This window comes from Aeromonas sp. JL9 (assembly GCF_024436075.1).
GTDB classification, from domain to species: domain Bacteria; phylum Pseudomonadota; class Gammaproteobacteria; order Enterobacterales; family Aeromonadaceae; genus Aeromonas; species Aeromonas veronii.
In genome coordinates this window covers 1-26208 of the sequence record NZ_JANFNV010000042.1, presented here as the reverse complement: position 1 = coordinate 26208, position 26208 = coordinate 1, and the positions used below count along the sequence as shown (strand labels likewise).

Annotated in this window: 21 protein-coding genes; 17 read left to right on the top strand and 4 right to left on the bottom strand. The window is 61.0% G+C overall.

Annotated elements, in window-relative coordinates:
* Nucleotides 1-199 precede the first annotated feature (199 nt).
* A complete protein-coding gene (locus tag NOM06_RS19615) occupies nt 200-709 on the top strand; it encodes a VC2046/SO_2500 family protein (protein ID WP_069555313.1) in 510 nt (169 codons plus the stop codon).
* A gap of 111 nt (nt 710-820) precedes the next feature.
* Here the strand turns inward: NOM06_RS19615 and hpf are convergent, their stop codons facing one another.
* The gene (hpf, locus tag NOM06_RS19610; RefSeq protein WP_005334257.1) at nt 821-1159 is read right to left on the bottom strand and encodes a ribosome hibernation-promoting factor, HPF/YfiA family; all 339 of its coding nucleotides are present in this window, start codon (nt 1157-1159) and stop codon (nt 821-823) included.
* A gap of 368 nt (nt 1160-1527) precedes the next feature.
* Here hpf and NOM06_RS19605 point away from each other — a divergent pair, with 368 nt between their 5' ends.
* The 3 genes from NOM06_RS19605 to NOM06_RS19595 all read left to right on the top strand — a co-directional run bounded on the left by NOM06_RS19605 (nt 1528) and on the right by NOM06_RS19595 (nt 7209).
* A complete protein-coding gene (locus NOM06_RS19605; protein WP_255912856.1) occupies nt 1528-4032 on the top strand; it encodes a bifunctional diguanylate cyclase/phosphodiesterase in 2505 nt (834 codons plus the stop codon).
* A gap of 99 nt (nt 4033-4131) precedes the next feature.
* Nucleotides 4132-6033 carry a transglycosylase SLT domain-containing protein gene (locus NOM06_RS19600; RefSeq protein WP_255912855.1) on the top strand — a complete coding sequence of 634 codons (1902 nt, stop codon included), beginning with the start codon at nt 4132-4134 and terminating at the stop codon, nt 6031-6033.
* Between the two features lie 177 nt (nt 6034-6210).
* A complete protein-coding gene (locus NOM06_RS19595; protein WP_043823276.1) occupies nt 6211-7209 on the top strand; it encodes a LacI family DNA-binding transcriptional regulator in 999 nt (332 codons plus the stop codon).
* 68 nt (nt 7210-7277) lie between these two features.
* On the opposite strand, the gene NOM06_RS19590 is transcribed toward NOM06_RS19595, so the two are convergent.
* Both NOM06_RS19590 and NOM06_RS19585 read right to left on the bottom strand, forming a co-directional pair.
* Nucleotides 7278-8342 (bottom strand): 3-deoxy-7-phosphoheptulonate synthase, encoded by a 1065-nt coding sequence (locus tag NOM06_RS19590; RefSeq protein WP_255912854.1) that lies wholly within the window; start codon nt 8340-8342, stop codon nt 7278-7280.
* 125 nt (nt 8343-8467) lie between these two features.
* Nucleotides 8468-10420, bottom strand: a complete 1953-nt coding sequence (locus NOM06_RS19585; protein WP_236357321.1) for a TonB-dependent receptor domain-containing protein — start codon at nt 10418-10420, stop codon at nt 8468-8470.
* 266 nt (nt 10421-10686) lie between these two features.
* On the opposite strand from NOM06_RS19585, the gene NOM06_RS19580 reads away from it, so the two are divergent.
* From NOM06_RS19580 to NOM06_RS19530, 11 genes are all read left to right on the top strand, one after another.
* Nucleotides 10687-11835, top strand: a complete 1149-nt coding sequence (locus tag NOM06_RS19580) for an isochorismate synthase MenF (protein WP_255912853.1) — start codon at nt 10687-10689, stop codon at nt 11833-11835.
* Nucleotides 11832-13478, top strand: coding sequence for a (2,3-dihydroxybenzoyl)adenylate synthase (locus NOM06_RS19575; protein WP_255912852.1), 1647 nt, complete (start codon nt 11832-11834; stop codon nt 13476-13478). Before NOM06_RS19580 ends, NOM06_RS19575 begins: the two co-directional genes overlap by 4 nt.
* A complete protein-coding gene (locus tag NOM06_RS19570; RefSeq protein ID WP_255912851.1) occupies nt 13475-14407 on the top strand; it encodes an isochorismatase family protein in 933 nt (310 codons plus the stop codon). The genes NOM06_RS19575 and NOM06_RS19570 overlap by 4 nt, the downstream gene beginning before the upstream one ends.
* Nucleotides 14404-15171, top strand: coding sequence for a 2,3-dihydro-2,3-dihydroxybenzoate dehydrogenase (gene dhbA, locus NOM06_RS19565; RefSeq protein ID WP_255912849.1), 768 nt, complete (start codon nt 14404-14406; stop codon nt 15169-15171). The genes NOM06_RS19570 and dhbA overlap by 4 nt, the downstream gene beginning before the upstream one ends.
* A gap of 125 nt (nt 15172-15296) precedes the next feature.
* On the top strand, nt 15297-19286 hold the full coding sequence (locus tag NOM06_RS19560; protein ID WP_255912847.1) for an amino acid adenylation domain-containing protein: 3990 nt from the start codon (nt 15297-15299) through the stop codon (nt 19284-19286).
* Entirely contained in the window at nt 19283-20143 is an 861-nt protein-coding gene (locus tag NOM06_RS19555) for a hypothetical protein (protein WP_255912845.1), read from the top strand. The genes NOM06_RS19560 and NOM06_RS19555 overlap by 4 nt, the downstream gene beginning before the upstream one ends.
* A 269-nt stretch (nt 20144-20412) precedes the next feature.
* Nucleotides 20413-21501, top strand: a complete 1089-nt coding sequence (gene pdhA, locus NOM06_RS19550) for a pyruvate dehydrogenase (acetyl-transferring) E1 component subunit alpha (protein ID WP_255912843.1) — start codon at nt 20413-20415, stop codon at nt 21499-21501.
* Nucleotides 21494-22480: an alpha-ketoacid dehydrogenase subunit beta gene (locus NOM06_RS19545; RefSeq protein ID WP_255912841.1), complete on the top strand. Its 987-nt coding sequence runs from the start codon at nt 21494-21496 to the stop codon at nt 22478-22480. Before pdhA ends, NOM06_RS19545 begins: the two co-directional genes overlap by 8 nt.
* Nucleotides 22477-23577, top strand: a complete 1101-nt coding sequence (locus NOM06_RS19540) for a dihydrolipoamide acetyltransferase family protein (protein ID WP_101529471.1) — start codon at nt 22477-22479, stop codon at nt 23575-23577. The genes NOM06_RS19545 and NOM06_RS19540 overlap by 4 nt, the downstream gene beginning before the upstream one ends.
* 208 nt (nt 23578-23785) lie before the next feature.
* Nucleotides 23786-23995 carry a cold-shock protein gene (locus tag NOM06_RS19535; protein ID WP_005302803.1) on the top strand — a complete coding sequence of 70 codons (210 nt, stop codon included), beginning with the start codon at nt 23786-23788 and terminating at the stop codon, nt 23993-23995.
* A gap of 90 nt (nt 23996-24085) precedes the next feature.
* Entirely contained in the window at nt 24086-24391 is a 306-nt protein-coding gene (locus NOM06_RS19530) for a hypothetical protein (protein ID WP_139411259.1), read from the top strand.
* Here NOM06_RS19530 and NOM06_RS19525 read toward each other — a convergent pair.
* On the bottom strand, nt 24378-24626 hold the full coding sequence (locus tag NOM06_RS19525) for a TIGR02647 family protein (protein ID WP_005334209.1): 249 nt from the start codon (nt 24624-24626) through the stop codon (nt 24378-24380). The genes NOM06_RS19530 and NOM06_RS19525 overlap by 14 nt on opposite strands.
* A gap of 245 nt (nt 24627-24871) precedes the next feature.
* On the opposite strand from NOM06_RS19525, the gene NOM06_RS19520 reads away from it, so the two are divergent.
* Both NOM06_RS19520 and NOM06_RS19515 read left to right on the top strand, forming a co-directional pair.
* On the top strand, nt 24872-25420 hold the full coding sequence (locus NOM06_RS19520; protein WP_139730546.1) for a hypothetical protein: 549 nt from the start codon (nt 24872-24874) through the stop codon (nt 25418-25420).
* A 159-nt stretch (nt 25421-25579) separates the two neighbouring features.
* On the top strand, nt 25580-25972 hold the full coding sequence (locus NOM06_RS19515; protein ID WP_005334204.1) for a DUF2750 domain-containing protein: 393 nt from the start codon (nt 25580-25582) through the stop codon (nt 25970-25972).
* The last annotated feature ends 236 nt before the right edge of the window (nt 25973-26208 follow it).

Genomic DNA, 26208 nt, shown 5'->3' with positions numbered 1-26208 from the left:
AGAAGGATTCGAACCTTCGAAGGCAGAGCCGTCAGATTTACAGTCTGATCCCTTTGGCCGCTCGGGAACCCCTCCACAAGTGCGAGGCGCATACTAACAGATCTTCCGGTTTTGTGAACCCCCAAGCAGGATTTTTCCATTAAAAGAATTGGATTTGTGGCCGATAACCAGTGAAATCGCCATTTTCGAGAGTTATCTCATGCTGCCCAGTTCAATCCGTAATCACCTGCTCGTTGATGAGGGCCAGTTGGGGCAGCGCCTCAACCGTGACCTGCAGCATGGGGATCGGGCGGATTTCCGGTTGCATCTGGCCCTGCTGACCGACGCGGTGGAGGAGCAGCCCTGGTTTGATGCCAAACCGGCGGCCACACCCCAGAGCCGTGATTGGCGTCTGCACTTTGAGCTGAGACCGGCAGAGGTGCTGGTGGCTGAAGGGGCGGGGAGTGACTGCAGTGCCATCAATGAGCGGTTGCAACAGGGGGGAAGCATGGTGGATGTGCGGCTCTGGCTGGCGCTGCAAACACCGCCGCTGGCGGTCAAACAGCCGCTGCTGGATGAGGCTGTCTACGACAACCTGTCACCGCTGGCGCGGGAGCGGTTGCAAGGAAAGCTGGCCGATGTGCCGAGGCAGGAAGATCCGCTGGTATTGCTGCCGATCCTCGACCGTTTGCAAGAAGGGGTGGATACCCGGTTGCACTGGCTCAGTTGATGGTGCCTGTTCACTGGTGTAACGCGATGCTTGTCGGGAAATCACAGACAACAAAAAGGCGGGTAACCCCGCCTTTATGCTCTTTGGAATTTTTAGCCTTGCGGCATGCTATCAAGCGTCAGCTTCATCCGGTTGCGGCTGCTCTTTGAGTGCGGCATTGGCACGACGGGCAATCGGCTTTTCGGTGTGACGGTTGAGTTGGCGCTCCAGTTTTTGCCCCAGTTCGTTGATGGCGGCGTAGAGATCCTCATGCTCTGCCTGGGCAAACAGTTTGCCGTTGGGGATGCCAGCACTGGCTTCGACAGTGAACATCAGACGCTCTTTGGAAACAATCACATGGGGTGTGATGAGAGGCACCTGAAGACGTTCGAGCTTTTCAAAACGGGATTCGATGCGCTCGCGGATAGCCGGGGTGATGTCGATGATTTTGCTGGTAATTTCGATTTTCATATTGGCCCCCTTCGGGTCGTCTTGCTTGTGTCTTCACCTTCAGATTACTCATTGGTAAAGATTGAAATGTGATCCATGTCACATAACCTTCCCTTGGTTATTCAGCAACTTATAAATTGTGATCTTTTCCGGTTTCGGGCCAAAAACAGCTTGAGCTCCATGAAACTGGCAGGCAGTATGACGGGAATAGGATCGTTTCTGTCCCTTCTTGGCAGCACTTCGTGTCGACCTCATGTCCGGTTTCCACTGCTTGATATCGCATGTTTGTACTCTTCCCTCGCAACCTCTGATCTCATGAGCGGATGCAGGGGGCGTTGCTATGCCTGATTGGACATCAAACGTGGTTGGTTGTTGTGTTGGAGTGGTAAATGAAGCAGCAGGCCACGCAAGTCATGTGGTTTTTCGATCGGCAACATGATCAGTGGAGTCTCTCTGATCAGGGGGCCTACCAGCAGTGGCAAGGGGAGGGCAATCATCCCTGGGCCGCTCGCCTGTTACCGGAAGATGAGGCAGGCTTTGCCGACTTTCTTGTCCGGCTTCATGAATCACATCTGCCTGAACAGTTCATCGGTCATCTGAAAGATGATCAGGGGCAGCTCAACCATGTGCTCTGGAGCGGCCAGTTTGTGCCCACCCAGCAGATCTGCTGTGGCTGGCTGGCCCCTCTTGATACCGCCAACAGTGCTGTCTCCTCCCTCAACCTCTCTTTGCCGTTGCTGCAAACCACCCTGCTCACCCAGTTGGCGCAGGCGCTCTCTGCCCGCACCGGACTCGATTTCTTCAATACCCTGGTCAGCCAGCTGGCCCATATCCTCAAGGTGGATGCGGTCTGGGTGGGGGAGTTGTGCGGTGCCGACCGGGTCAAAGTGCTGGCCGCCGACGGGCTGGCGCAGAAGGACTATCCGCTGGCGGGCTCCCCCTGTCAGGAGCTCTACAAGCAAGGTGCCATCTGTTTCGAGGTGATCGACGAGTCACAGGAGTATCAACCCTGGCTGGCGGCCGGGCAGACTTATTATGGTCAGCCGCTGTTTGATGCCAGAGGCCAACTTCTGGGCCATCTGGCGCTGCTCTATTCGGCCCCGGCAGATACCAGCAATCTCACCTCGGTGCTCAATACCTTCTCGGTGCGGATGGTGGCCGAGCTGGAGCGGCTGCAATCCGATGCCCAGATGCGCCTCTCTGCCGTTGCATTCGAGACCCACGAAGGGATCATCATTACGGATCCGGGGTTCAAGATCCTGCGGGTCAACAACGCCTTCAGCCAGATCACCGGCTTTGACAGCCAGTCGGTGCTGGGCCTGCATCTGGAAGAGGATCTCTGGCCCAATCTGGGTGGGCTCGGTTACGAGCTCAATACCCTCAGCCGCTGGCAGGGGGAGACCCAGCGTCGCCATGTCGATGGTCACACCTATCCCCAGTGGGAGATAGTGACGCCGGTGCAGGATGAAAAAGGGGTGATCAGCCACTTTGTCATCTGCTTCGAGGATATCTCCGAGCGCAAGGCGGCCGAGCGACGCATTCAGGATCTCGCCTATTACGACGAGCTGACCGGATTGCCCAATCGCCGTCAGCTCCACGAGACTCTGGTGCAGACCTTCAACGAGGCGACCCGCGATGGCTTGATTGGCGCGCTGCTCTTTATCGATCTCGATCACTTCAAGACCATCAACGACTCCCTCGGCCACGCCACCGGTGACTGGCTGCTCAAGGAGGTCGCCGCCCGTCTCAAACGGCTGGTGCGACAGGGGGATTGCCTGGCCCGCCTCGGCGGTGACGAGTTTGTACTGCTGCTGCCATCGCTCTCGGCCAGCCCACCCCAGGCGGAGATGCAGGCCGATATCATTGCCGAACGGCTTATCACCGAGATTGCAGCTCCTTATACCTATGTGGGGCAAGTGCTGCACATCGGCGCCAGTGTCGGCATTACCCTGTTTCCGGATCGGGAGCAGGGGGTCGATGATCTGCTCAAGCAGGCAGATACCGCTATGTATCAGGCCAAGTCCGCTGGCCGCAAGACCCGTCGCTTCTTCGATGCCTCGATGCAGCAGCAGGCGGATCGCCGTCTGCTCATTCACAACGAATTGCGCAATGCCCTCAGCCAGCAAGAGCTGACCCTCTACTATCAGCCCCAGCATATGGTCGATGGCGGCGATATCATTGGTGTCGAGGCGCTCATTCGCTGGCAGCCGGCCGGTCGCTCGCTGGTCTCACCGGCCGAGTTTATTCCCATCGCCGAGGAGACGGACCTGATTGTCGATATCGGCAACTGGGTGCTGCACGAGGCGTGCGCCCAGTATGTGCTGTGGGAGGAGAACGGCATCCACATTCCGCAGATCTCGGTCAACGTCAGTGCCAAGCAGTTCCATGCCACCGACTTTGTCGAGCGGATCCACGATGTGCTGGCGCAAACCGGTATGGATCCGGCCTGCCTCAATCTGGAGATCACCGAGTCCGTGGTGCTGGGTCATGCCGAGGACACCATCAGCAAGATGACCGAGCTCAAGGAGCTCGGCATCAGTTTTGCCATCGACGATTTTGGCGCCGGTTACTCCTCCCTGAGCTACCTCAAGCGGCTGCCTGCCGATGAGCTCAAGATCGACCGCTCCTTCATTCAGGACATCCCGAAAGATGGCGACAACATGGCCATCGTCGAGGCGGTGATCGCCATGGCGCGACATATGGGGTTCAACGTCACGGCGGAAGGGGTGGAGTCCCGTCAGCAACTGGAGTTTCTCAAGGCGCAGGGGTGCAGTTTCTATCAGGGCTATCTCGCCTCCAAGCCGCTGCCGGTGCCCTATCTGGAGAAATATGTACAGCGGCTGACCAGACCGGAGCAACTGCGCGAAGTGCAGCTGAGCGAGGCAGAAAAATAGTCCCTGCTCCCCGCTGTAGCGCTGCCCGGCAACGGGTAGAATGAGAGGCAGTAGACCCACCGCCACCGGGCGGTGTATTGCCCTCAATGGAGATGTTCAGTGAAAGCTGTATGGGGAATTGTTTTGTCGGCGCTGTTTGTGCCGACCCTGATGGCGCAGACTGCCGACCAGACGCTCTACCGTCAGGCGTATGACGCCGTACGGGCCAATGATCAGGCCCGTTTCCAGCAAATTCGTGCCCGTTTGACCCATTATCCCCTGTTGCCCTATCTCGACTACTATCAGCTCGCCTTTCGTCCGGGGGCGGCGGATTACAACGATGTGACCCGCTTTATCCGCCAGCATGGAGATACCCCCCAGTCCAACCGGCTGGAGCGCAGCTATCTGACCTATCTGGCCCAGAGCCAGCAGTGGTCGCAGTTCCTGCGCTTCTATCCGGCCAAGCCGAGCTCCACCGACCTGCTCTGCATGCACTATCAGGCGCTCTATTACACCGGCAAGCCGAAAGAGGCGTTGCAGGGGGCGGGCAAGATCTGGATGAGCGGCCAATCCCGTCCCGATGCCTGTTCCCCGCTGTTCCAGCTGTGGCAAGCATCCGGTCAGCGAACCCAGGAGAAGATCTGGCAGCGGATGACGCTGGCGTTCGAGGCGGAAAACCCCAACCTGATCCGCCACCTTGGCGCGACCCTGGGTAGCGGCTTGCAGAGCTATGGCGATCAGATGGTGACCCTGTTCGAGCAGCCTGCCAAGGCGATGAACCCGGCCTATTTCAGCAGCAATCCCTATTCCCACAAGCTGCTCTCCCTCGGTTTGACCCGCTATGCCAATCAGGAGCCGGAGTCGGTGCTGCGCCAGCTTGCGCTGTTTCGCAGCCGTTTCGGCCTGACCCAGGCCGAGGTGAAACCGGTAGAGCGTGCCATTGCCCGCCGCCTGCTGCTGGATCGCTCCATTGCCCAGCGCAGCTGGGTCGACAGCACGGTGAAAAAGCTGGCGGATCCCGATATCACCGAGCTGCGGGCGCGACTGGCCATCTGGGAGCAGGATTGGCGTGGCCTCTCCGGCTGGGTGAAGATGATGCCGATGGCCCGTCAGAAAGAGGATCGCTGGCGCTACTGGATGGCGCGCTCCCTTGAAGTGCAGGGGCAGCAAAAACCGGCGCGGGATCTCTATCTGGAGACCGCCAACCTGCGCGGTTTCTACGGCTTTATGGCCGCCCAGCGCACCGGGGTGCCTTATCGCATCAAGAACCAGAGCGTCAAGCATGTACCGGACTGGCGCACGGCCAGTCAGCGCTGGCCCTTCCTGTTGCGGGTGCGCGAGCTGCTGTCGATGAACGAGATTGCGGCGGCCCGCTCGGAGTGGATCCACAACATGGATCGCAATCCGGTTGCCCAGCGCATCGAGTTTGGTCATATCGCCCTCAATCAGGGCTGGCACGAGCTGGCCATTCTCGCCAGTATTCGCGCCGAGGCGTGGGATGCCCTCGACCTGCGCTTCCCGCTGCCGCTCAAGCGCACCTTCTCCCAGATGGCGCAAGAGCGCACCATGAACACCAGTTTGCTCTATGCCATATCCCGTCAGGAGAGTGCTCTCTATCCGCTGGCCCAGTCGCCGGTGGGGGCGCGCGGTCTGATGCAACTGATGCCTGCTACTGCCAAAGAGACTGCCGGCAAGCTGGGGGTGCCCTATCGCAACGAGCAGCAACTGTTTGATCCGGCGATGAATATTCGTCTGGGGAGCGCCTATCTCAAGCGCTTGCTGGATGTCTATGACGGCAACAGGATCCTGGCGGCGGCCGCCTACAACGCCGGGCCGGGACGGGTAAAACGCTGGCGAGAGCAGAGTGACAACAAGCCGATGGACGTGTGGGTCGAGAGCATTCCCTACAAGGAGACCCGCAACTACGTACAAAACGTGTTGTCGTTCGATCTCATCTATCAGCACAAGCTGCAGCAGCCGCTGCGCTTCATGTCAGAGCGGGAGCTCAATCACGCCTATTGAGTCGGGGGCCGCCAGCCGGCCCCTGTTTTCAAATTTCCCTGCTGCCGGGTATCATCGGGTAAGGTTTTGTTACCAAAGGAAACGTGACTGGTGACTTGGCTCCGGGAATTGCATCAGGCCGCAGGGTATACTCGGGCGTCGGCATCGACAGGTTCCCCCACAATAAAGGAATGGATAGTGGCAACGATTAAAGACGTTTCTCAGCTGGCAAATGTGTCTATCTCCACCGTGTCGCGGGTTATCAACAACACGGCACAGGTAGCACCGGAAAAGCGTGAGGCCGTACTGGCGGCCATGAAGGAACTGAATTTTCGACCCAACAGTTTTGCCCAGGCACTGGTCAGCAAGCGTTCCAACTGCATTGGCGTGCTGGTTGGCGACCTCTGCGGCGGCCCCTTCTTTGCCCAGATGATGCGTGGCATCGAAACCATGGTCGATCAGGCCAACAAGTTCACCATCGTCATGTCTGGCAACCACGATATCGCGCGCGAGCGTCACGCCATTCAGGCGCTGCTGCAGCGCCAGTGCGATGCGCTGATCCTCCACAGCAAGGCGCTCCCGGACGAGGAGCTGAGCGAGCTGGCGGCAGGCTCTACCCCCATCGTGTTTATCAACCGTCAGGTGCCGGGCTTTGAGGATCGCTGCGTCTGGCTCGATAACCAGGCGGGGATCACTACCGCGTGCCAGCACTTGCTGGATGCCGGTCATCGCAAGATCGCCTTTATCACCTCCGATGATGAAGAGTTTGTCGATGGTCAGCAGCGGATGGCCGGTTACACCCAGACCCTGGCGAGAGCCGGGATCGCCTTTGATCCTGCTCTCGTCAGCCGCGCCTTTGCCGACGAAAATGGCGGCTATGTGGCGATGAGTGAACTGCTGGCCCGTGGCGTCGAGTTCACTGCCGTGCTCGGTTTCAACGATGGCATGGTGGCGGGGGCGATCTCCTGCCTGCTGGAGCGTGGTTACAAGATCCCGCAGCAGGTGTCGGTGGTGGGGTTCGACGATATCCCCTACGCCCGCTACATCTATCCCAAGCTCACCACTGTGCGCTACCCCATCGAGGAGATGGGCAGCCGCGCAGCCGAGCTGGCGCTGCGTCTGCTTGATCACAAGCCGGTGGACGGCTTGGCGCTCAAGTTTGAAGCCCAGCTGGTGGAGCGTGAGTCAGTCGCCTGACGTGCGTCAGACAGTGAACAACAAGGTGGCCCCATTGGGGCCACACTCTTATCTCTCTAATCCGCCATTTACCCCGCGAGGGCGATCCGCTGCTGACGGCGCGCTTCCACCCCTTCTGCCACCATATCGAGCAGCTGCCTTGTCTGTTCCCAGCCGATGCAACTATCGGTGATCGACTGGCCGTAGCGCAGCGGTTTGCTGCCGATATCCTGATGCCCTTCGCAGATAAAACTTTCCACCATGATGGCGGCGATGGCATGGCTACCAGCCCCCAGTTGGTCGGCAATGTCACGGGCAACCAGCAGCTGGCGGGCATGCTGCTTCTGGCTGTTGCCGTGGCTGCAATCGATCATCAGACGAGGGGAGAGATGATGCTGGCGCAGCAGCTCGCCAGCCTCTGCCACATGACTGCTCTGATAGTTTGGCTGGCGGCCACCGCGCAGGATCAGGTGGCAGTCGGGGTTGCCATGGCTGCGCACCAGTGCCAGCTGGCCATCACCGGAAGGCTGGGTATAGAGGTGGGCTGCCCGGCTGGCGAGGATCGCCTCGACCGCGATCCGGATATTGCCGTCGGTGCCGTTTTTAAAACCGATGGGGCAGGGAAGGGCCGAGGCTAGCTGGCGGTGGAGCTGGGATTCGGTGGTGCGGGCGCCGATGGCACCCCAGCTGATGAGATCCCCCAGATAGAGCATGCTGGTGAGATCGAGAAATTCGGTGGCACAGGCGAGCCCTTCCTGTCCAAGGGCCAGAAGTAACTCCCGGGCCTGGGATAGGCCCTTTTCCAGCCGATCGCTGCCATCGAGGTCGGGATCGAAGATAAATCCTTTCCAGCCGAGCGTCGTGCGCGGCTTTTCGAAATAGGTGCGCATCACCAGTTGCAGCTGCTCCCCGTATTGGCCCTGCAGTTCAGCCAGCCGGCCACCATAGTCGCGGGCGGCTGCCGGATCGTGAATGGAGCAGGGGCCGATCACCAGCAGCAGGCGATCATCCTCTCCCTGCAGAATATGGCGGGCTTGCTGGCGGCTGCGAGCGATCTGGCGAGCGAGCCGTGCCGGACAGGGTCTGGCCTTTAACATCTCGTCAGGGGTGGGCAAGGTGGCAAGGGGTGAAGCATTCAGAAGTGAGGTGAACATGAGCGATCCTGATGAAAATGGAAATCTGCATGCTCTTTGCTGTCCAGTGGGGATCTTCCCCTTATTTTCTTGGTTAACAGAGCGCGGGCATGGGCCCGCGCTCTGTTATATCGGCCTTGGCTACCTTAGAAGCGGGCTGAGCCGCTGACGTAGTAGCTGCGACCCGGTTCGACGTTCTGGAAGACGGTGTCTTTCTCTTGCAGGCGCACATCGGTCAGGTTGTTGATCCCCAGTCGCAGGTCAAAGTTCTCGGTGACCTTGAAGCCGGTGCCGAGATCGAAGGTCTGATAGCTGGGCAGCTTGTGCAGTACGACAACCTTGTTGACGGTCTGCTCGGCAAACTGGGTGCCGGTGTAGGTGGTGCCGACAAAGGCATTGACCCGCTCGGTGGCCTGCCAGGTGATCTTGGCGTTGGCCTTGTGCTCCGGGCGCTCGGGCAGAGCCTGACCCTGATCGCCTTCCGCCTTGAGGTAGGTGTAGTTGGCGCCGAGGTTGATATTGTCGGTCAGATCGAGCTTGCCGGTCAGCTCCAGCCCCTTGGTGGTGGCTTTCTCCAGGTTGTACCAGGTGCGGTCAGTGGAGTTCGGCAACTGCTTGAAGGTGAGCATGTCGTCGATGTCGGAGTAGAAGAGGGTAGCGCTGGTTTCCCAGATCCCTTCTCCTGCGATGACACCCAGCTCGTAGTTGGTGCTGGTTTCCGGCTTGACCTTGTCGCTGCCATAGATGCGGCAGCTGCCGCCGCAGCTCTCGATGCTGTAGCCGTTGGAGTACTGGTGCGGCGCCGGTGCCTTGAAGGCCTGGCTGACACCGCCTTTCACTGTCACCACATCGTTCATCTCATAGACCAGATAGCCGCGCGGGGTGAAGTGGCTGCCGTAGATCTCGTGGTGATCGTAACGGCCGCCCAGCGTGAAGGTCAGGCTGTCGGTCAGGCCGATCTCGTCCTGAGCGAACAGCGCCTCCTGAGAGTGACTCTCTTTGCCGCCGATATCCTTGTAGCTCACCGCATCCACCAGCTCCCGATCCAGATATTCACCACCCAGGGTCAGGTAGTGGTTGGCCAGCGCCAGGTTGGTATAGCCCTTGAGGGTCAAGGTGTTCTCTTCCAGCTCCCGCTGCTGCGGGGCCGAGTAGCTGGTATTGAAATCATCGATCTGGGAGCTTTCATAGTTGGCCATGACGGTGGTGTCACCCCAACTCCAGTTCCCCTTGTGGGTCAGGCCAAACAGGTTGCGATCGTTCTGTTGCTGGCGGCTGTGCACCTTGTTGCCGGTTTTGCGGAAGATATCGAGAGGCCGCTCATCCTGGTTGTAGAGGTAATCCAGCTCGAAGCGCTGCTGCTCATCCACCAGCCAGCTGAGGGTAGAGGCGAAGTTGCGGGTCTGTTTGGCTTCGATAAGGGGGATGCCGTCAGCAGCTTCGGTGGGGGTCCAGGCTTGACGATCATACACCTCGCCGTTCATCCGGATCAGCAGGTTGTCGGTCAGCGGGCCGGTAAAGCCCAGGTTGGTTCTGTGCTGATCGCCGCCATCCTTGCCCTCGATGGCTTTGAAGTCGGCATCGGCCGCCCCTTGCCAGGTTTTGCCCGGCTGCTTGGTGATGATGTTGATGACACCCCCGATGGCATCGGAGCCGTAAAGTGCCGACATGGGGCCACGGATCACCTCGACCCGCTGGATCATGCCAAGGGGCACGGGAGTGTTGTCGAAGTTGCCGCCGCGCCACAGGGCATTGGAGGAGGAGAGGCGTTTGCCATCCACCAGCACTAGCGTGTACTTGCCGGACATACCGCGAATGCCGATATCGCTACGGCCATTGGTGTCAGCTTCAGCCTGAATGCCCACTTCGTGGCGCAGCAGGTCGGCAAGGTCATTGACCGGCGCGGCGGCGATCTGTTCGGCCGTGATGACAGAGATAGAGGCCGGTGCCGAGCGGGTATTGTGCGCCGTGGTGGTGACGGTGATCACCTCATCGGCTTGAGGGGCGTTGCTGGCGGCGATCGCTTGCTGGGTCAGCAGAGTGACGATGGTGGTGGCCAGCAGGCTGGGAGCAATAAAACTGGAGGTTGAGGATTTCATTATTTACATCTTCCATAATATACAAATGATAAGCGTTATCATTATCAAATTGAATTTGCTCCGATCGCAACTCTTTTTTATCGGCGAAGTTCAGTTTCGTTCGTCACTCTCTTTTGACTAAAAAGAAGTTAATGAAATTGATTCTCATTTGTGTTGATCGCTTTTTCGCTCCTTGTTAGGATGCCGTTCACCCTGATATCTGGTGAGTCAAATGACTCACCTTAAGTCGTATCAGGCAGTGATTCATTCCAAGGAGTAGCACCGTCATGTGTGACCATGCACTGGAAGGAGAGTGGCCCGCCACAGCGGTCGGGTTGGATAAAGTGTGCTGTTTTGCAAGCGGTGACAGGGTATTGGTCGCTTCCGGTATCCACGACAGTTTTACCGGCATCCCACCGGAGAAGCTGCTCGCCCATCTACGTCAGTTGCGCCAGCAGGGGATGGCCAATCCCATCGCCATCGGCGCCATTCCGTTTGATACCCAATCCCCTTGGCATCTGGTGATCCCGGCGCAATCGCAGTGGGTCAAACGAGATGCGTTGTTACCCGCCCGCTGTTGCCAGCTCCATGGCGAGGTGAGCGAAGTGACCGGCTCTGCCCACTATCAGGGGGCGGTGCGGGCAGCGTTGCAGCAGTTCAGCGAGGGGCAGCTCGAGAAGGTGGTGCTGTCGCGCGCCATCGATGTGCAGAGCGCAGAGCAGACCTCCCCCGCACACGCCTATGGCTCTCTGTTGGCCCAGAATCCGGGGGCCAATGTGTTCCAGATCCCGCTGCCGGATGGGGAGACCCTGCTTGGCGCTAGCCCCGAGCTGCTGGTATCGCGCAGCGAGATGGCGGTGGTGAGCAATCCGCTGGCGGGCTCCCGTCCGCGCCACGCTTTTCCTGATCAACAGGCGGCCAGTGCCGAACTGCTGGGGGCGCAGAAGGATCGCTATGAACATGCGCTGGTGGCCGATGCAGTCGCCGCCGCCCTCGCTCCCTTCTGTCGCGAGCTGGACGTCCCCCTGGAGCCGCAGGTGATCGCCACTCCTACCATGTGGCACCTCTCGACCCGCATCGCCGGACGGCTCCATGAGCCCTCTCCCGTGCTGGCACTGGCGCTGGCGCTGCACCCGACACCGGCGGTGTGCGGCACGCCGCTTTCGGCTGCGCGTCAGGCCATCGCCCGGCTTGAGGGGTACGATCGCCGTTTCTACTGTGGTGCTGTCGGCTGGATGGATGCCGATGGCAATGGCGAGTGGGTAGTCACCATCCGCTGTGGCGTGCTGGCCGGCAAGCAGCTGCGGCTCTATGCCGGTGCCGGGGTGGTGGTGGGCTCCTCGCCGGAAGCAGAGTGGCAGGAGACCGCCGCCAAGCTCGGCACCATGCTGCGGGCGTTTGGCCTCGAGAGCCGGGAGCCGGAGGTAACTGCATGAAGCCGCTGGTGCCCTTTACCCCCTGGCCTGTAGAGCTGGCAGCCCACTACCGGGCGCAAGGGTGGTGGCGCGGGCAACCGCTCACCGCCCTGCTCGATGACTCCGCCGAACGTTATCCCGAGCGCACGGCCCTGATCTGCGGCGAGCGCACCCTCAGTTATGGCCAGTTAAAGCGTGAGGTCGATGCGCTGGCGGCGCGGCTGGCAGCGCACGGGCTGGGCCATGGCGATACTGCTCTGGTGCAGTTGCCCAATTGTGCCGAGTTCTATATCTGCTGGTTTGCCCTGATCCGCTGCGGCGTGGTGGCGGTGCATGCCCTCTACAGCCATCAGCGGCGCGAGCTGGTGGCCTTTGCCCGCCAGATTGAGCCCGCCTTGCTGGTACTCAGTCCCTCCCATCCCGGCTTTGCCGGTGAAGCGGGAAGCCTCGCGGCCCTTGATGAGCGGGTATCGCCTTCCTGTCAGACACTGTTTTTCGAGCAGGCTGAAGGGAGTGATCTTCAGTCAGGATTTGCATGGCGTCAGCCTGAAACCGTGGCTCGTGCTGATGGTTCGCCTCTGACGGCCATCGCGCCAACTCCTACCCCGGCCGATCAAGTCGCTTTTTTCCAGCTCTCCGGCGGCAGCACCGGCACCCCCAAACTGATCCCCCGTACCCACGATGACTATGGCTACAGCGTGCGCCAGAGCGTAGCGGTGTGCGGTTGGGATGAGCGGGTGATCTATCTCTGTGCCCTGCCTGCGCCCCACAATTTTCCCCTGAGCTCCCCCGGTGCACTCGGGGTGTTTTATGCCGGTGGCTGCGTGGTGTTGGCAAAGGATCCTTCCGCGGCAACCTGTCTGCCGTTGGTACAGCGCCATCAGGTCAATTGGGCTGCGCTGGTGCCACCGGCTCTGGCGCTCTGGCTGGAGGCGGCCAGCCACTATCCGCAGACCTCTCTGGAGTGTGTGCAGGTGGGCGGTGCGCGCCTCAGCCCGGCTCATGCCGATGCGGTAGCGAGCCTCCTTGGTTGCCGCTTGCAGCAGGTGTTTGGCATGGCCGAGGGGCTGGTCAACTACACCCGCACCGAGGATGACCAGTGGCACATCGTCAATACCCAGGGCCGCCCGATGAGCCCGGGCGACGAGGTCGAGGTGCGGGATAGCGACGGGCGCCCCTTGCCCGATGGTGAGTGCGGCGAGCTCTGGACGCGCGGCCCTTATACCTTTCGTGGCTACTTCAAGGCTGATGCCCACAATCAGCGGGCTTTTGACCGGGACGGTTTCTACTGCACCGGCGATCTGGTCTGCTGCTTGCCCAGTGGTCATCTGATGGTGGTGGGGCGCAACAAGGATCAGATCAACCGGGGTGGGGAGAAGATCGATGCCCTCGAGATTGAAGAGCTGTTGCTGACCCACCCGGAGGTGCGGCAGGCGGCACTGGTCGCCATGCCGGATCCCATGCTCGGGGAGCGCAGCTGCGCCTTTCTGATGTGCCGCGAGCCCCTCAATCTGCCCCGCTTGCGCCGTTTCCTGCGCGAGCAGGGGGTGGCCGATTACAAACTACCCGATCGCCTGGTGCTGGTGGATAAACTGCCTCACACCCCGGTCGGCAAGATAGACAAACAGACGCTGCGCGAGCAGCTCGCCAAGGAGTGTGCATGACCATTCAATCCCTCGCCGCCTATCCACTGCCCACCGCCGAGGAGCTGCCAACCGGGCGGGTGAACTGGCCCTTCGAACCGGGCCGCGCCACCTTGCTGGTTCACGATATGCAGCACTATTTCGTCGATTTCTACGGGCCGGGCAATTCGCTGATCAATCAGGTCATCGACCATATCGCCACCCTGATCCGTCAGGCGCGTGCTCTTGGCATGCCGGTAGTCTATACCGCCCAGCCCGCCGAGCAGAGTCAGGCAGATCGGGCGCTGCTCAACGACATGTGGGGGCCGGGGCTGACCCGGGCGCCGGAGCGTCAGCCGATTGTTTCGGCGCTGGCCCCCGAGCCGCAGGATACGGTGCTGACCAAGTGGCGCTACAGCGCTTTTTGCCGCTCACCGCTGGTCGAGCTGATGGCCGAATGGGAGCGGGATCAGCTGGTGATCTGCGGCATCTACGGTCATATCGGGGTGATGCAGACGGCGGTCGATGCTTTTATGCGCGATATCCGCCCCTTCCTGGTGGCTGATGCCATCGCCGACTTCTCCCGCGAAGATCATCTGCTGGCGCTCTCCTACGTCAGCCGCAATGCTGGTCGGGTGATTACCGTGGCCGAGGTGATGGCGGCCAGCAAACGCCCCCTGACTCGGGAGTTGCTACGTGATCAGGTGCTGGCGCGGCTGCCCGCCGAGATGCAGCAGGAGCAGCCCGCCGAGGATGACAACCTGCTCGACTACGGTCTCGACTCGCTGGCGGTGATGGGGCTGGTGGAAGAGTGGCGTCAGCAGGGGCTGGTGGTGGAGCTGGCCGAGCTGGCCCGCACGCCGACTCTGGCTCACTGGTGGGAGCTTCTCTCCCGTCAGCTTAATGTCAGTCAGGGCACGGCTTATCAGGTCAACGAAGATCACGTCAGGGAACCGGAGTGCACCCCATGAGCGAGTGGCAAGGCAGAACCGTCTGGGTGACCGGCGCAGCGCAGGGAATTGGCCATGCGGTGGCACGCACCTTTGCCGAGGTGGGGGCCAGCGTGGTGGCGTTCGATTTGCAACTGGCCGAGGCGCTGCCTGGCAACGTGAAGGGGGTGGTGATCGATGTGAGCGACAGCGAGGCTGTGACCCGCTGCTGCGAACAGCTGCTCGACGAGGGGCTGGGGCCCGATGTGCTGGTCAATGTCGCCGGCATACTGGCGACCGGCAGGATCGATGAGGTAGATGACGCCCTCTTGCAACGCACCTTCGCCATCAATACCTTCGCCCCCTTCTACCTGATGCGGGCCCTGACCCCCTGGTTTCAGGGGCGGCGCAGGGGCGCCATCGTTAATGTCTCTTCCAATGCCGGTCGGGTGCCGCGAGTGGGGATGGGCATCTATGGCGCCTCCAAGGCGGCGCTGACCAGCCTCACCCAAACGGCGGGGTTGGAGCTTGCTCCCTACGGCGTGCGCTGCAATCTGGTGTCGCCGGGCTCGACCCGTACCCCGATGCTGTACGGCATGTGGCAGGAGGGGGAGGCGGAGCAGCGGGAGGGAGAGCAGCGCACCATCGCGGGCCTGCCCGGGCAGTTCAAGCTGGGGATCCCCCTTGGCAAATTGGGAACCCCCGACGAGGTGGCTGCCTGCGTGCTGTTTCTCGCCTCCGATGCGGCCAGCCATATCACCCTGCAGGATCTGGTGGTCGATGGCGGTGCCACTCTGGGGGTCTAGCCCGCGCGCTGCCGGTCTGGCAGGCGTGACACTCTCTTTATGGAGGAGGCCTGGCCTCCTCGCTTTTCAGCCATGCGGGCAGGAGCAACTCACTGCCCGCTTGATGTTTGCGCAAGGACATTCCCATGGAACAGACAATGGCGATGCGCGCCACCCACCAGCGTGGTGAGCACCCGCGCTGGCCGCTTACCACCGCTCAGGCGGGCATCTGGTTTGCCCAGCAAAAATATCCGCAGAGCCCCGCCTGCAATACCGGCGAGTACTGGCTGCTGGAGGGGGCGCTGGCTCCCCATCACTTCACCCGTGCGGTGCGCCAGACTATCGACGAGATCCCCGGTCTGCACTGCGCCTTTGTGGCCACTGCTGATGGACCGCAGATGGTGGCCAACCCCGCCTGCTGGCAGCTGGCAGAGCGGGATCTGCGCAGCGAAGCCGACCCGCTCGCCGCCGCGCAGGCCGAGATGCGTGCGCAGCTGGCCGTCCCCTTCAATCTGGCCGGGGGGCCGCTGTTTGCCACCACCCTCTATCGCCTTGGCGAGGGGTGGTGGGCCTGGTTTATCTCCGTGCACCATATCGCCATCGACGGCTTTGGCCTGAGCCTGCTCTGCCAGCGGGTGGCGAGCTGGTATGAGGGGCTTTGCGCCGGCGAGCTGCCAGCCCCCTGCCGTTATGCGACCCAGCAGGAGTTGTTGGCCGAAGAGGCGGCCTATCAGGATTCGCCGCGCGCCGCGCGGGATCGCGATTTCTTCATGCAGCAGCTGGCCGGGGTGGAGAATCCTGCGTCGCTCTCCCGCCGTCCGGTGCAAGGGCCGGGCCCCACATATCGGCTTGAACAGCGGCTTGCTGGCCGCCAGTGGCAGGCATTGGTGGCACGGGCGAGTCGTTCGGCCTGCCACCCCTACAGCCTGCTGCTGGCGGCGGTGGCCAGCTATGTGCAGCGGATGAGCGGCGCTGGCGAGGTGGTGCTGGGTATTCCGCTGATGGGGCGGCTGGGCTCAGCGGCGGCCGATACCCCCTGCATGAAGGTCAATGTGGTGCCCCTGCGCATCGAGCTGAGCGGCACCAGCCGGGTAGGGGAGTTGCTGGCACAGGTCGAGCGGCAATTTGCCGCCTTGCGCCGTCATCAGGGCTGCCGTCAGGAGTGGTTGCAACAGCGTCAGCCGGGCCAGCCGCTGTTTGGCCCTCAGGTCAATTTGATGCCCTTTGCCCGCACCCTCAGCTTTGGTGAAGGACACAACCAGGTTCGTGGTGAGGTGCAGGTGCTGGCGGCGGGGCCGGTGGAGGAGTGCGCCTTCTACTTTGCCGAGGAGGCAGGCGCTATGACCCTGACCCTCGAAGCACATCAGGGGCGCTTCAGCCATCAGGAGAGCGAGCGTCATCTGGCCCGGCTGGTCGCCTATCTGGCGGCCTGGAGTGAGGCGGGTGACGAGGCCCTGGCGGTGCGTTTGCCGCTGCTGCTGCCCTGCGAGCAGGCTGAGCTGGCGCGCTGGAACCAGACCGACCATCCGCTGCCGACCACTACCCTGAGCGCACTGCTGGCCGAGGGGTTGGCGGCGGCGGATCAGAGCGCCATCGCGCTGGAGTGTGGCGCCGAGCGCTGGAATGTGGCCGAGCTGCGCCAGCGAACCCGCCAGTTGGCCAGCTATCTGGCGGGGAGGGGCGTGGGCCCCGGTTGTCGGGTGGCGGTGGTGATCCCGCGCGCTCCCGAGCTTATTCTCGCCCAGCAGGCCATAATGGCGGTGGGGGCCGTCTATGTACCCGTTGACCCGGACTACCCGGCGGAGCGGATCGGCTACATTCTCGCCAGCAGCGATCCTGCGCTGGTGTTGACCAGCCATACGCTTCAGATGCCGCTCGACGTGGCGGCGCCACTTGTCTGCCTCGATGCTCCCGGTGTGGCAGAGCAGCTGGCGGCGGTAGAGTTGGCTACGACAGTACCTTGTGAGCTGCCAGCCCCCAAACCGGAAGATGCGGCCTACATCATCTACACCTCCGGCTCGACCGGTCGGCCCAAAGGGGTGGTGGTGAGCCATGGTGCCATCGTCAACCGGCTGCTCTGGATGCAGCACATGTATCCCATCGGCCCGGCGGATCGGGTGCTGCAAAAGACCCCGGCCGGTTTCGATGTCTCCATCTGGGAGTTCTTCTGGCCCTTTATGACAGGTGCGCGGCTGGTGCTCGCCAAACCGGGTGGCCACAAGGATCCCGCCTACCTTGCCGAGCTGATTGAGCAGGCCGGGATCACCACCTTGCACTTTGTCCCCTCCATGCTACAGATCTTTGTCACTCAGGCCGAGCCTGCCCGTTGCCGCGCCCTGCGCCAGGTATTCTGCTCCGGCGAGGCGCTGCCCGCCGATCTGGTGCAGCGCTGGTATGGAACATTTTCAGCCCCCTTGCACAACCTTTATGGCCCGACCGAGGCGGCGGTGGATGTCACCTGGTATCCCTGCCGGGCAGACGAGGCGGTGACCAGCGTGCCCATCGGCTATCCGGTCTGGAATACCAGCATCCACATTCTCGACCCCTGGTTGCAGCCGGTGCCGCCCGGTGTGGCAGGCGAGCTCTGGATCGGCGGTGTACAGGTGGCGGAGGGCTACTTTGGCCAGCCCGAGCTCACCGCCGAGCGCTTTATTGCCAACCCCTTCGGGGCGGGACGGCTCTATCGCAGCGGCGATCTGGCCGCCTGGCGTGAGGATGGCGCCATCGAGTATCTGGGGCGCCTCGATTTTCAGGTGAAGATCCGTGGTCAACGCATCGAACTGGAGGAGATCGAGCAGGTGCTGCTGCGCCATCCCCGGGTGGCGCAGGCGGTGGTGCTGGCCCCCGAATTTGCCCCCGGCGATCGCCGTCTGGTGGCCTATGTGGTGGCCGCAGATAGCAGGGAGCTGACGCTGGCCGAGCTGGCACCCGCCCTTGGCGCTGCCTTGCCCGATTACATGGTGCCGGGGCTCTTGGTAAACCTGGCTGAGCTGCCGCTAACCCCCAATGGCAAGCTGGATCGCAAGGGGCTGCCGCTGCCCGATATGGCGTCGGCGGTCGGTCAGTCACTGCCGAAAACCCTGCTGGAGGAGCGGCTCTGTCGCCTCTTCGCCGAGATACTGGGGCTGGTGCGGGTCGGCGCCGACGATAACTTCTTTGCCCTCGGCGGCCACTCCCTGCTGGCGGCTCAACTGGTGGTGCGTATTGAAGAGTCGAACGGACAGGCGCTCACTTTGGCTAGTCTGTTCGAAGCGCCGAGCCCCGCCCAGCTGGCGCGCCGTCTGGGCGGCGAGCGGGAGGCAATGCCCATGCTGTTGCCCCTGCGAGCGTCCGGTGCGCAGTCGGGCGCATCAGGCCCCACTCTCTTTTGCGTCCACCCCGCCGGCGGGCTCGGCTGGTGTTATGCGCCGCTGGTGTCCCATCTACCGACCGACATGGCGGTCTATGCCCTGCAGGCGCGAGCGCTCTGCCAGCCGGATGCACCTCTGCCTGCCAGCTTCGACGAGCTGGCCCTCGACTATGTGACCGAGCTGCGTCGTCAGCAGAGCGAGGGGCCCTACTGGCTGCTCGGCTGGTCGCTCGGGGGCATGCTGGTGCACCGGATGGCCGCCATGCTGCAAGATCAGGGACAGGAGGTGGCCATGGTGCTGCTGCTCGATGCCTACCCCTGTCAGCAGTGGCAAACCCAGCCGTTGCCCGACGAGCAGCGGATGCTCGATGCGTTGCTGCGGATGGGGGGGATTGCGGTTGCGGACGATGCGCTCGATTCCCTCACCCGCGACGAGGTGGTGGCCCGACTGGGGGCGGAGGGGAGTGCGCTGGCCATGCTCGACGAGCAGGTGGTGAGCGCCATGATTGAGCTGGTTGGCCACAACAACCGGCTGATCCGTCAGCCGGTCGACTACTGCTACCACGGGGAGGTGATCTTTATCGAGGCGTCAGCCTCCCGCCAGCCTTGGCTGGATGGACGTGGCTGGGCATCGCTGACAAAAGGCGAAATCCGCTATGAGCGCTTCCCCTGCCTGCATCAGGAGATGGTGCATCCCGACTGGTTGGCAAAGATCGGCGCCCTTATTTGTGAGCGGGTCGATGGGGTCGGGCAGCAACTGCACATCCGGCAGGAGGGGGATGCATGACCCCGGTTGCCGCTATCCGGGAAGCCTTGCTGGCGGGCAAGCTGGTGGGGCTGGGGGAGCCGCACTGGCACCCGGATTTTATCCGGCGCCAGCACGCCTGGCTGTGTGATCCGGCGCTCTGGGGAGTCATGACCGATCTGGTGCTGGAGTGCGGCAATCGCCATCATCAGGGCTTGCTCGATGCCTGGCTGGCGGGGGAGGAGAGCTGGCAGGGGGAGCCGCTGACGCTGGCACGACTCTATCCGGTCTGGCTCGACTCCTGCGCCTTTCCCGCCTGGATGGCCCCCGAGTTTCCGGCTCTCTTTTCCGCTCTGCGCCAGAGCAATCTGGCGCGCCCCGAACATGTGCGGCTGCGGGTGCATCTCTGCGAGCCCTTATTCGAGTGGCAGGAGATGAGCCCGGAGCGCTGGCAGCAACACAACAGGGGGCGGGATCAGGCGCTGGCCGACTATCTTCTTGCACTTCCCCCGCGCGGCGTGGTGGTGCTGGCGGGGACGCGTCATCTGCTCAAAGTCGCTGGGGATCCCCACTTTGCGCAGCCGACGCTGGGCCAGTTGCTGGAGGCAGCACGGCCGGGTTGGCTACAGGTGCTTCACCCCTGGCCAATGGCTGATGAGAAGGGAGAGGAGCGGGTGTGCGAGTTGGCCGATATCACAACTGCTGACCTCTATCCTCACTGGCCGGAGCATCCGCAGCTGGAGACCCTCATCGATCGGTTGGTGCGCGTGGCTGACCGGGGACGGGAGATGCGAATTTGCCCCACCTTGCTGGCCGAGCCCTGGCGCAGCCGCTTGTTGAGTCGCGCTCACTTGCTGCCAGTTGGAATGGCCCGCCAGCTGCAACAGTGGTTGGCGTAACTGCTGGTTGGAGTAACGGCTGACTGAAGTAACTCAATGGGGGAGCAAGGCTCCCCTTTTTCACATTTGGCATCCTGCGTTCAGTGCTGCAAAGTTGCACCATTTACGGCATACCTTGCCACTCATCGCCGAAAATTCAGCTCCTTCGCTACTTTAAAGAAGTTTCTACTGGTCTTACCTGAGTAAATCCCTTTGCTTTTTATTTAACAAGGTATTTACATCTAGGTGTCACCAGCATCGGTGACGTCTACAACGGCAAGGAGCCAGTTATGACCCATGTCGACATCCCTTTCCTTCGTTACCTCGATGCGGAAGGGTGCCCGGTCGCCACCTTACCGACCTGGCTGGACAAGGCGATACTGCACACCTTTTACCGCAATATGGTGATGGTGCGCAGCTATGACAAAAAAGCGATTGCGCTGCAACGAACCGGCAAACTCGGTACTTTTCCCTCCCATCTCGGCGCAGAAGCCGTGGGGATTGGCATTGGTCTGGCCATGCAGCCGCAGGATGTCTACGTCCCCTACTATCGGGACATGCCCACCCTCTATGTGCGGGGCGTGCCGATGGAGAAGAACCTGCAATATTGGGGTGGTGACGAGCGGGGCAGTTATTTTCTCAAACCTGATGGGACTCCCTCTGAAGATCTCCCCATCTGCGTCCCCATCGCCACCCAGATCACCCACGCCTGCGGTATTGCCTCGGCCTTCAAACTGCGTAATCAACCGCGGGTTGCCGTGGTCACCATCGGCGACGGCGGCACCTCCAAGGGGGATTTTCTGGAGGGGCTCAACTGCGCCGGTGTCTGGCACCTGCCGATGGTCATCATCGTCAACAACAACCAGTGGGCCATCTCGGTGCCACGCAAGCTGCAATCGAGCGCTCCTACGCTGGCTCAGAAGGGAATTGGCGCCGGGGTACGCAGCCTGCAAGTGGATGGCAACGATGTGGTCGCGGTCTACGATGCCGCGCGCAGTGCCGTCGAACGGGCCCGCAGCGGCAAGGGGCCGACCCTGATCGAGGCAGTCAGTTATCGTCTCGGCGATCACACCACGGCCGATGATGCCACTCGCTATCGCGACGGGGCCGAGGTCGGGGCCGCTTGGGCCAAGGAGCCGGTCAAGCGGCTGCGCCAGTTTATGCACAGCCAGGGCTGGTGGGATGAGGAGCAGGAGCAGAGCCTGCTGGCGGAAGCCACCCGAGAGGTAGAACAGGCGGTTGCCCGTTATGAGGCGATGGCGCCCCAGCCGCCGGAGGCGATGCTCGATTATCACTATGCCAGCCTGCCCGCCGAACTCGTGCCCCAGCGTGAGCGAGTGATTGCCAAGGGGATGAAGCAGGAGGTTGGCCATGAGTGAGATCAGTCTGCTGGAGGCGGTCAACATGGCCCTTCACTACGAGATGGAACATGACCCGGATGTGGTGGTGTTGGGCGAGGATGTGGGGGTCAACGGCGGGGTGTTTCGCGCCACCGTGGGCCTGCGCGACAAGTTCGGTTTCAAGCGGGTGATCGACACGCCGCTGGCCGAAGGATTGATCGCCGGGGTGGCGGTCGGTATGGCGACCCAGGGGCTCAAGCCGGTGGCAGAGTTCCAGTTTCAGGGCTTCATCTTCCCCGGGATGGAGCAGATCATCTGTCAGGCGGCGCGGATGCGAAACCGCACCCGTGGCCGCCTCTCCTGTCCCCTTGTCTATCGCTCCCCGTATGGCGCGGGCATTCACTCGCCTGAACATCACAGCGAGAGTATCGAGGCGCTGTTTGCCCATATTCCGGGGCTGCGGGTGGTGATCCCCTCCAGCCCGAGACGTGCCTATGGCCTGCTGCTCTCGGCCATCCGCGATCCGGATCCCGTGATGTTTTTCGAACCGGATCGCATCTATCGCTCGATGAAATCCGAGGTGGTGGATGACGGTGTCGGTCTGCCGCTGGATGTCTGCTTCACCCTGCGCCCGGGCCGGGATATCACGGTAGTGGCATGGGGCGCCTGCATTCAGGAGGTGATGCGGGCGGCGAACCTGTTGGCCGAGCAGGATATCCAGTGCGAGGTGCTGGATCTGGCCACCATCAAGCCGCTGGATATGGAGACCATCCTCACCTCGGTGCGCAAGACCGGTCGCTTGCTGGTGGTGCACGAGGCGTGTGGCAGCTTCGGAGTCGGGGCCGAAATTGTGGCGCGGGTGACCGAGCAGGCACTCCCCAGCCTCAAGGCGCCGCCCAAACGGCTGACCGGCGTGGATGCAGCCGTTCCCTACTATCGCAACGAAGCGTATTACCTCATCACCGAGCAGGATATCGCCGATGCCGCTCACCAGCTGATGGAGAAACAGTGGCTATGAAATTTTTCAAATTACCGGATCTGGGTGAAGGGTTGGCCGAAGCCGAGATTGTCGAGTGGAAGGTGAGTGCCGGTGATACCGTTGCGGTCGATCAGGTGCTCTTGTCGGTGGAAACGGCCAAGGCGCTGGTGGATGTGCCCTCTCCGGTGGCCGGGGTGATTGCCCGTCTCTGCGGCGCCGAGGGGGATATCCTCCATATCGGTGCGCCGCTGGTGGAGTTCGAGGGGGGCGAAGATGATGGGACCGTGGTGGGCAAGGTGAGCGCCCATCAGCAACATATCGAGGATCACTTCGTGGTAGGAGCTATTGCCCCGGGTGGCTCGCTGGTGCAAGCCATGCCTGCCGTGCGCCTGCTGGCACAAAAACTGGGTCTGGATATCGACCGGATCAAGGGGAGTGGCAGCGGCGGCATGGTGACCGAGCTGGATGTGCAGCAGGCATTCGAGGCCCAGCAGAGCAGTGGCAACGAATTCCTCAAAGGGTCGCGCAGGGCCATGGCCAAGGCGATGGAGCTCTCTCATCAGACTGTGGTGCCGGTCAGCATCACCGACGAGGTGGATTTGCGTCACTGGCGGCCTGATGAGGATGTGACGGTGCGCCTTATCAAGGCCATTGGCGTGGCGTGCCGCGCCGAGCCCTCGATGAATGCCTGGTTTGATGGTGAAACCCTGTCACGGCGGCTGTTCAAAGAGGTTAATGTAGCCATCGCGGTGGATTCAAAGCATGGCCTTTATGTGCCGGTGATGGAGAACGTGGCCGAACGGGAGGGGGCAGATATCCGGCAGGGGCTGGATCGGATGATCGCCGATGTGAAGGCGCGCGCCGTGCCGCGCGAGATGTTGCAGGGGGCGACCATTACGCTCACCAACTTCGGCGCCATCGCAGGCCGCTATGCCAGCCCCATTGTCACGCCGCCGCAGGTAGCCATCATAGGGGCAGGCAAACTGTTCGAAAAAGTGGTGTTCATCCATGGTGAAGCGCGTCCCGTCAGGGCATTGCCGCTGTCGATGACATTTGACCACAGAGCCTGTACTGGCGGGGAGGCGGCTCGTTTTCTCAGAGCGCTGGTCGAAGCGTTGGAAGCGGCCACCTTATAACGGTTTGTGCCCTGTCATTGGCAGGGCACAAATTTGTTTGCGTAATCTACAAAGCCACGTATAATCCAAACCAGCTTGAAAGGGCGATAGTTATGTCAATGAATACGATGTTTCACATCTTGTCCTGTTGTTCATAAGTTAATCCCGTTTTTTGAGCTTTACCCGCTGAAAAGCATAAGTAATTATTTTGAATACAGGTTTAAAAGATATGTCTAACATGATCACCGGTACCGTTAAGTTTTTCAACGAAACCAAAGGTTTTGGCTTCATCCAGCAAGAAAACGGCCCGGACGTTTTCGTTCACTTCAGCGCCATTCAAGGTAACGGTTTCCGTACCCTGGCTGAAGGTCAGCGCGTACAGTTCTCTGTGACCCAAGGTCAGAAAGGCCCGCAGGCTGAGAACGTAACTGCTCTGTAATTCTTACAGAATTTAAGAAAGCCGTGGTACCTCTGGTGCCACGGCTTTTTGTTTATCTGGCTTCTGCTACTGACTCCCATGTGCTGAATCATGCTGCTATCGCTCCTGCTTGCTGCCACCTTGACTTCGACGTCCGATGCGCCGGTACCGGTTCAATCCGCGATGGAAGCGCAAGTGATCTGCCAGCAATTTGTCCAGGTCCGGATGGGCACTGCACAGCAACCCGATGAGGTGAATGCGCGACTGGTGCCTGAAAGGGAGGGGGAGTGGCTGGTGGATGGCAAAGTAAAAGGACCCGAAGGTCCTTTGCTGTTTGCCTGTCATCTTCACCAAGGGGAGCGCTGGGAGCTACTCAACTTTTCGCTCTGGGCACCACAGCCGGTCAAAGCGGTTTGAGTGCGACCAGCAGATGTTGCAGGTGTTCAACCATGGTCATGCCAAACGGGGTGAGATAGCCGCCATCTTCTGCGCTGATGAGCCCCTGTTGATGCAGACGGGCTGCCGCTTGGCACAACTCTTCAGACATATCGCTGCGTAATTTAATCCCTAGGCTCATGTTGGCCGGATCAAAGCATGCCAGTATTTTCAAATCGTTCACGAATTCGTTAGAAACCTGGTCGATCCCAATCATGGATTTACTCCTTACGCTAAAGATGTATGCAAACTAGCATCCCCGGATCCACTTTAGTGGGCGCTGGCTCAAATTATTGATCTTTGACTGGATGCTGCGTTTCAAATGCTGTTTTTTTCGGCGTAATCAGATGGTTGGCTGACAGCTTCGCCAAGGGCCGAGCCGGACCAAACGTGGTAGGATAGGGCACTTCTTTATATCGGACGGTCTATTGGTGACTGTTCGTCCTGTTCAAGGTATCGCTCATGGTCAAGATCACTCTGGTATCCCTGCTGCATTCACTTTGTACCCGCTTTCCGGTTTACCCCGCTGCTTCGTTGACGTCACTGCTGGATGCCCATCAGGGCGAGGTATGGTTGCCTGCACGCAAGGGGGCCGACATAGCACTGTTGCGCAAGCATGCCAATGGGGCTCATGAGCTGGCGTCACTCGATGCGGGCTGGTGTGATTTTGCCGCCAGCGACAGCGGTGATACACCCGAGCTGGATGCGCTGGCCAACTACGACAGCGAGATGATGGATAACCTGCTGATGTACTGGCACTGCGCCGCCAAGATCAACAGCCCGATCACCGATAACCTGTTCGAGTTGCGCCGCGAAGTGGTGGATGAGGCCCACGGTGCCAAACTCGCTGCCGCCTGGGAGCAGCAACAACAGCTGCGTTTTGAGCAGCTGATGGCGATGGCGGCCAATGGCCGGGATCTGCTCTGCTTTGTCGAGGTGGAGTCCGCCTACTGGCTGCGGCAAAAGCTGAGCGAGCAGCCTGATGTGGAGCTGATCACCCCTGCGTTGTAAAAGGGGCAATATGATAGCTGGCGGTCTCGTTATCGAGGAGGCTGCTCTATCCTTATTTGCGTCATTGTCCTCCCCATCCGGTGCCAAGGGGCTGCAAGCTGGACAAGCTGACGACAAGATGTGAACATGGCGCCCTTTATCGAGAGAGAGACTTGGCCAATGAGCTATGAACTGAGCGACACCGAGCGCAATGCCGCGCTGCAACTGAACGCTGATTACCGTTACGATCACTTCATCAGCAAGCTGGTCGAGCATGAAGAGCTGTTCGTCCTGACTGACGAGCATGGCGTCATGATGCTGACCACCGACGATGAAGATTGCATCCCGGTATGGCCGCACCCGGAGTACGCCAAGGCGTGGGCTGAAGGTGAGTGGGCCGATTGCAAGCCGCAGTCCATCACCCTGAAGGTGTGGCTGGAGCGCTGGGTTGACGGTATGGAGCAGGACGAGCTGTGTGTTGCCGTGTTCCCGACCCCGGATCAGGAAGGCATCGTACTGGAGCCGGCTGACGTGGCTGACGCCATTGCCGAGAAGCAGGCCAAACGCGGCTGATCACCGAGCTATTCGCAACACCGGTTGCCAACAAAGACCCCGCTATCTGGCGGGGTCTTTTGTTTTAAGGACTTTTGCCGATGGGCTGATGCAATCAGGGCTGGCGATAAGTGGTGTCGATGATAGGCTCGGCCGGGAAAGTCTTGCCACTCTTGATGGCTTGCATATTCCGGCCGATCATGAACACCGATTCCGGTTCAACGTGAACACCATTTCCGGACCAATGTGAACGCTCA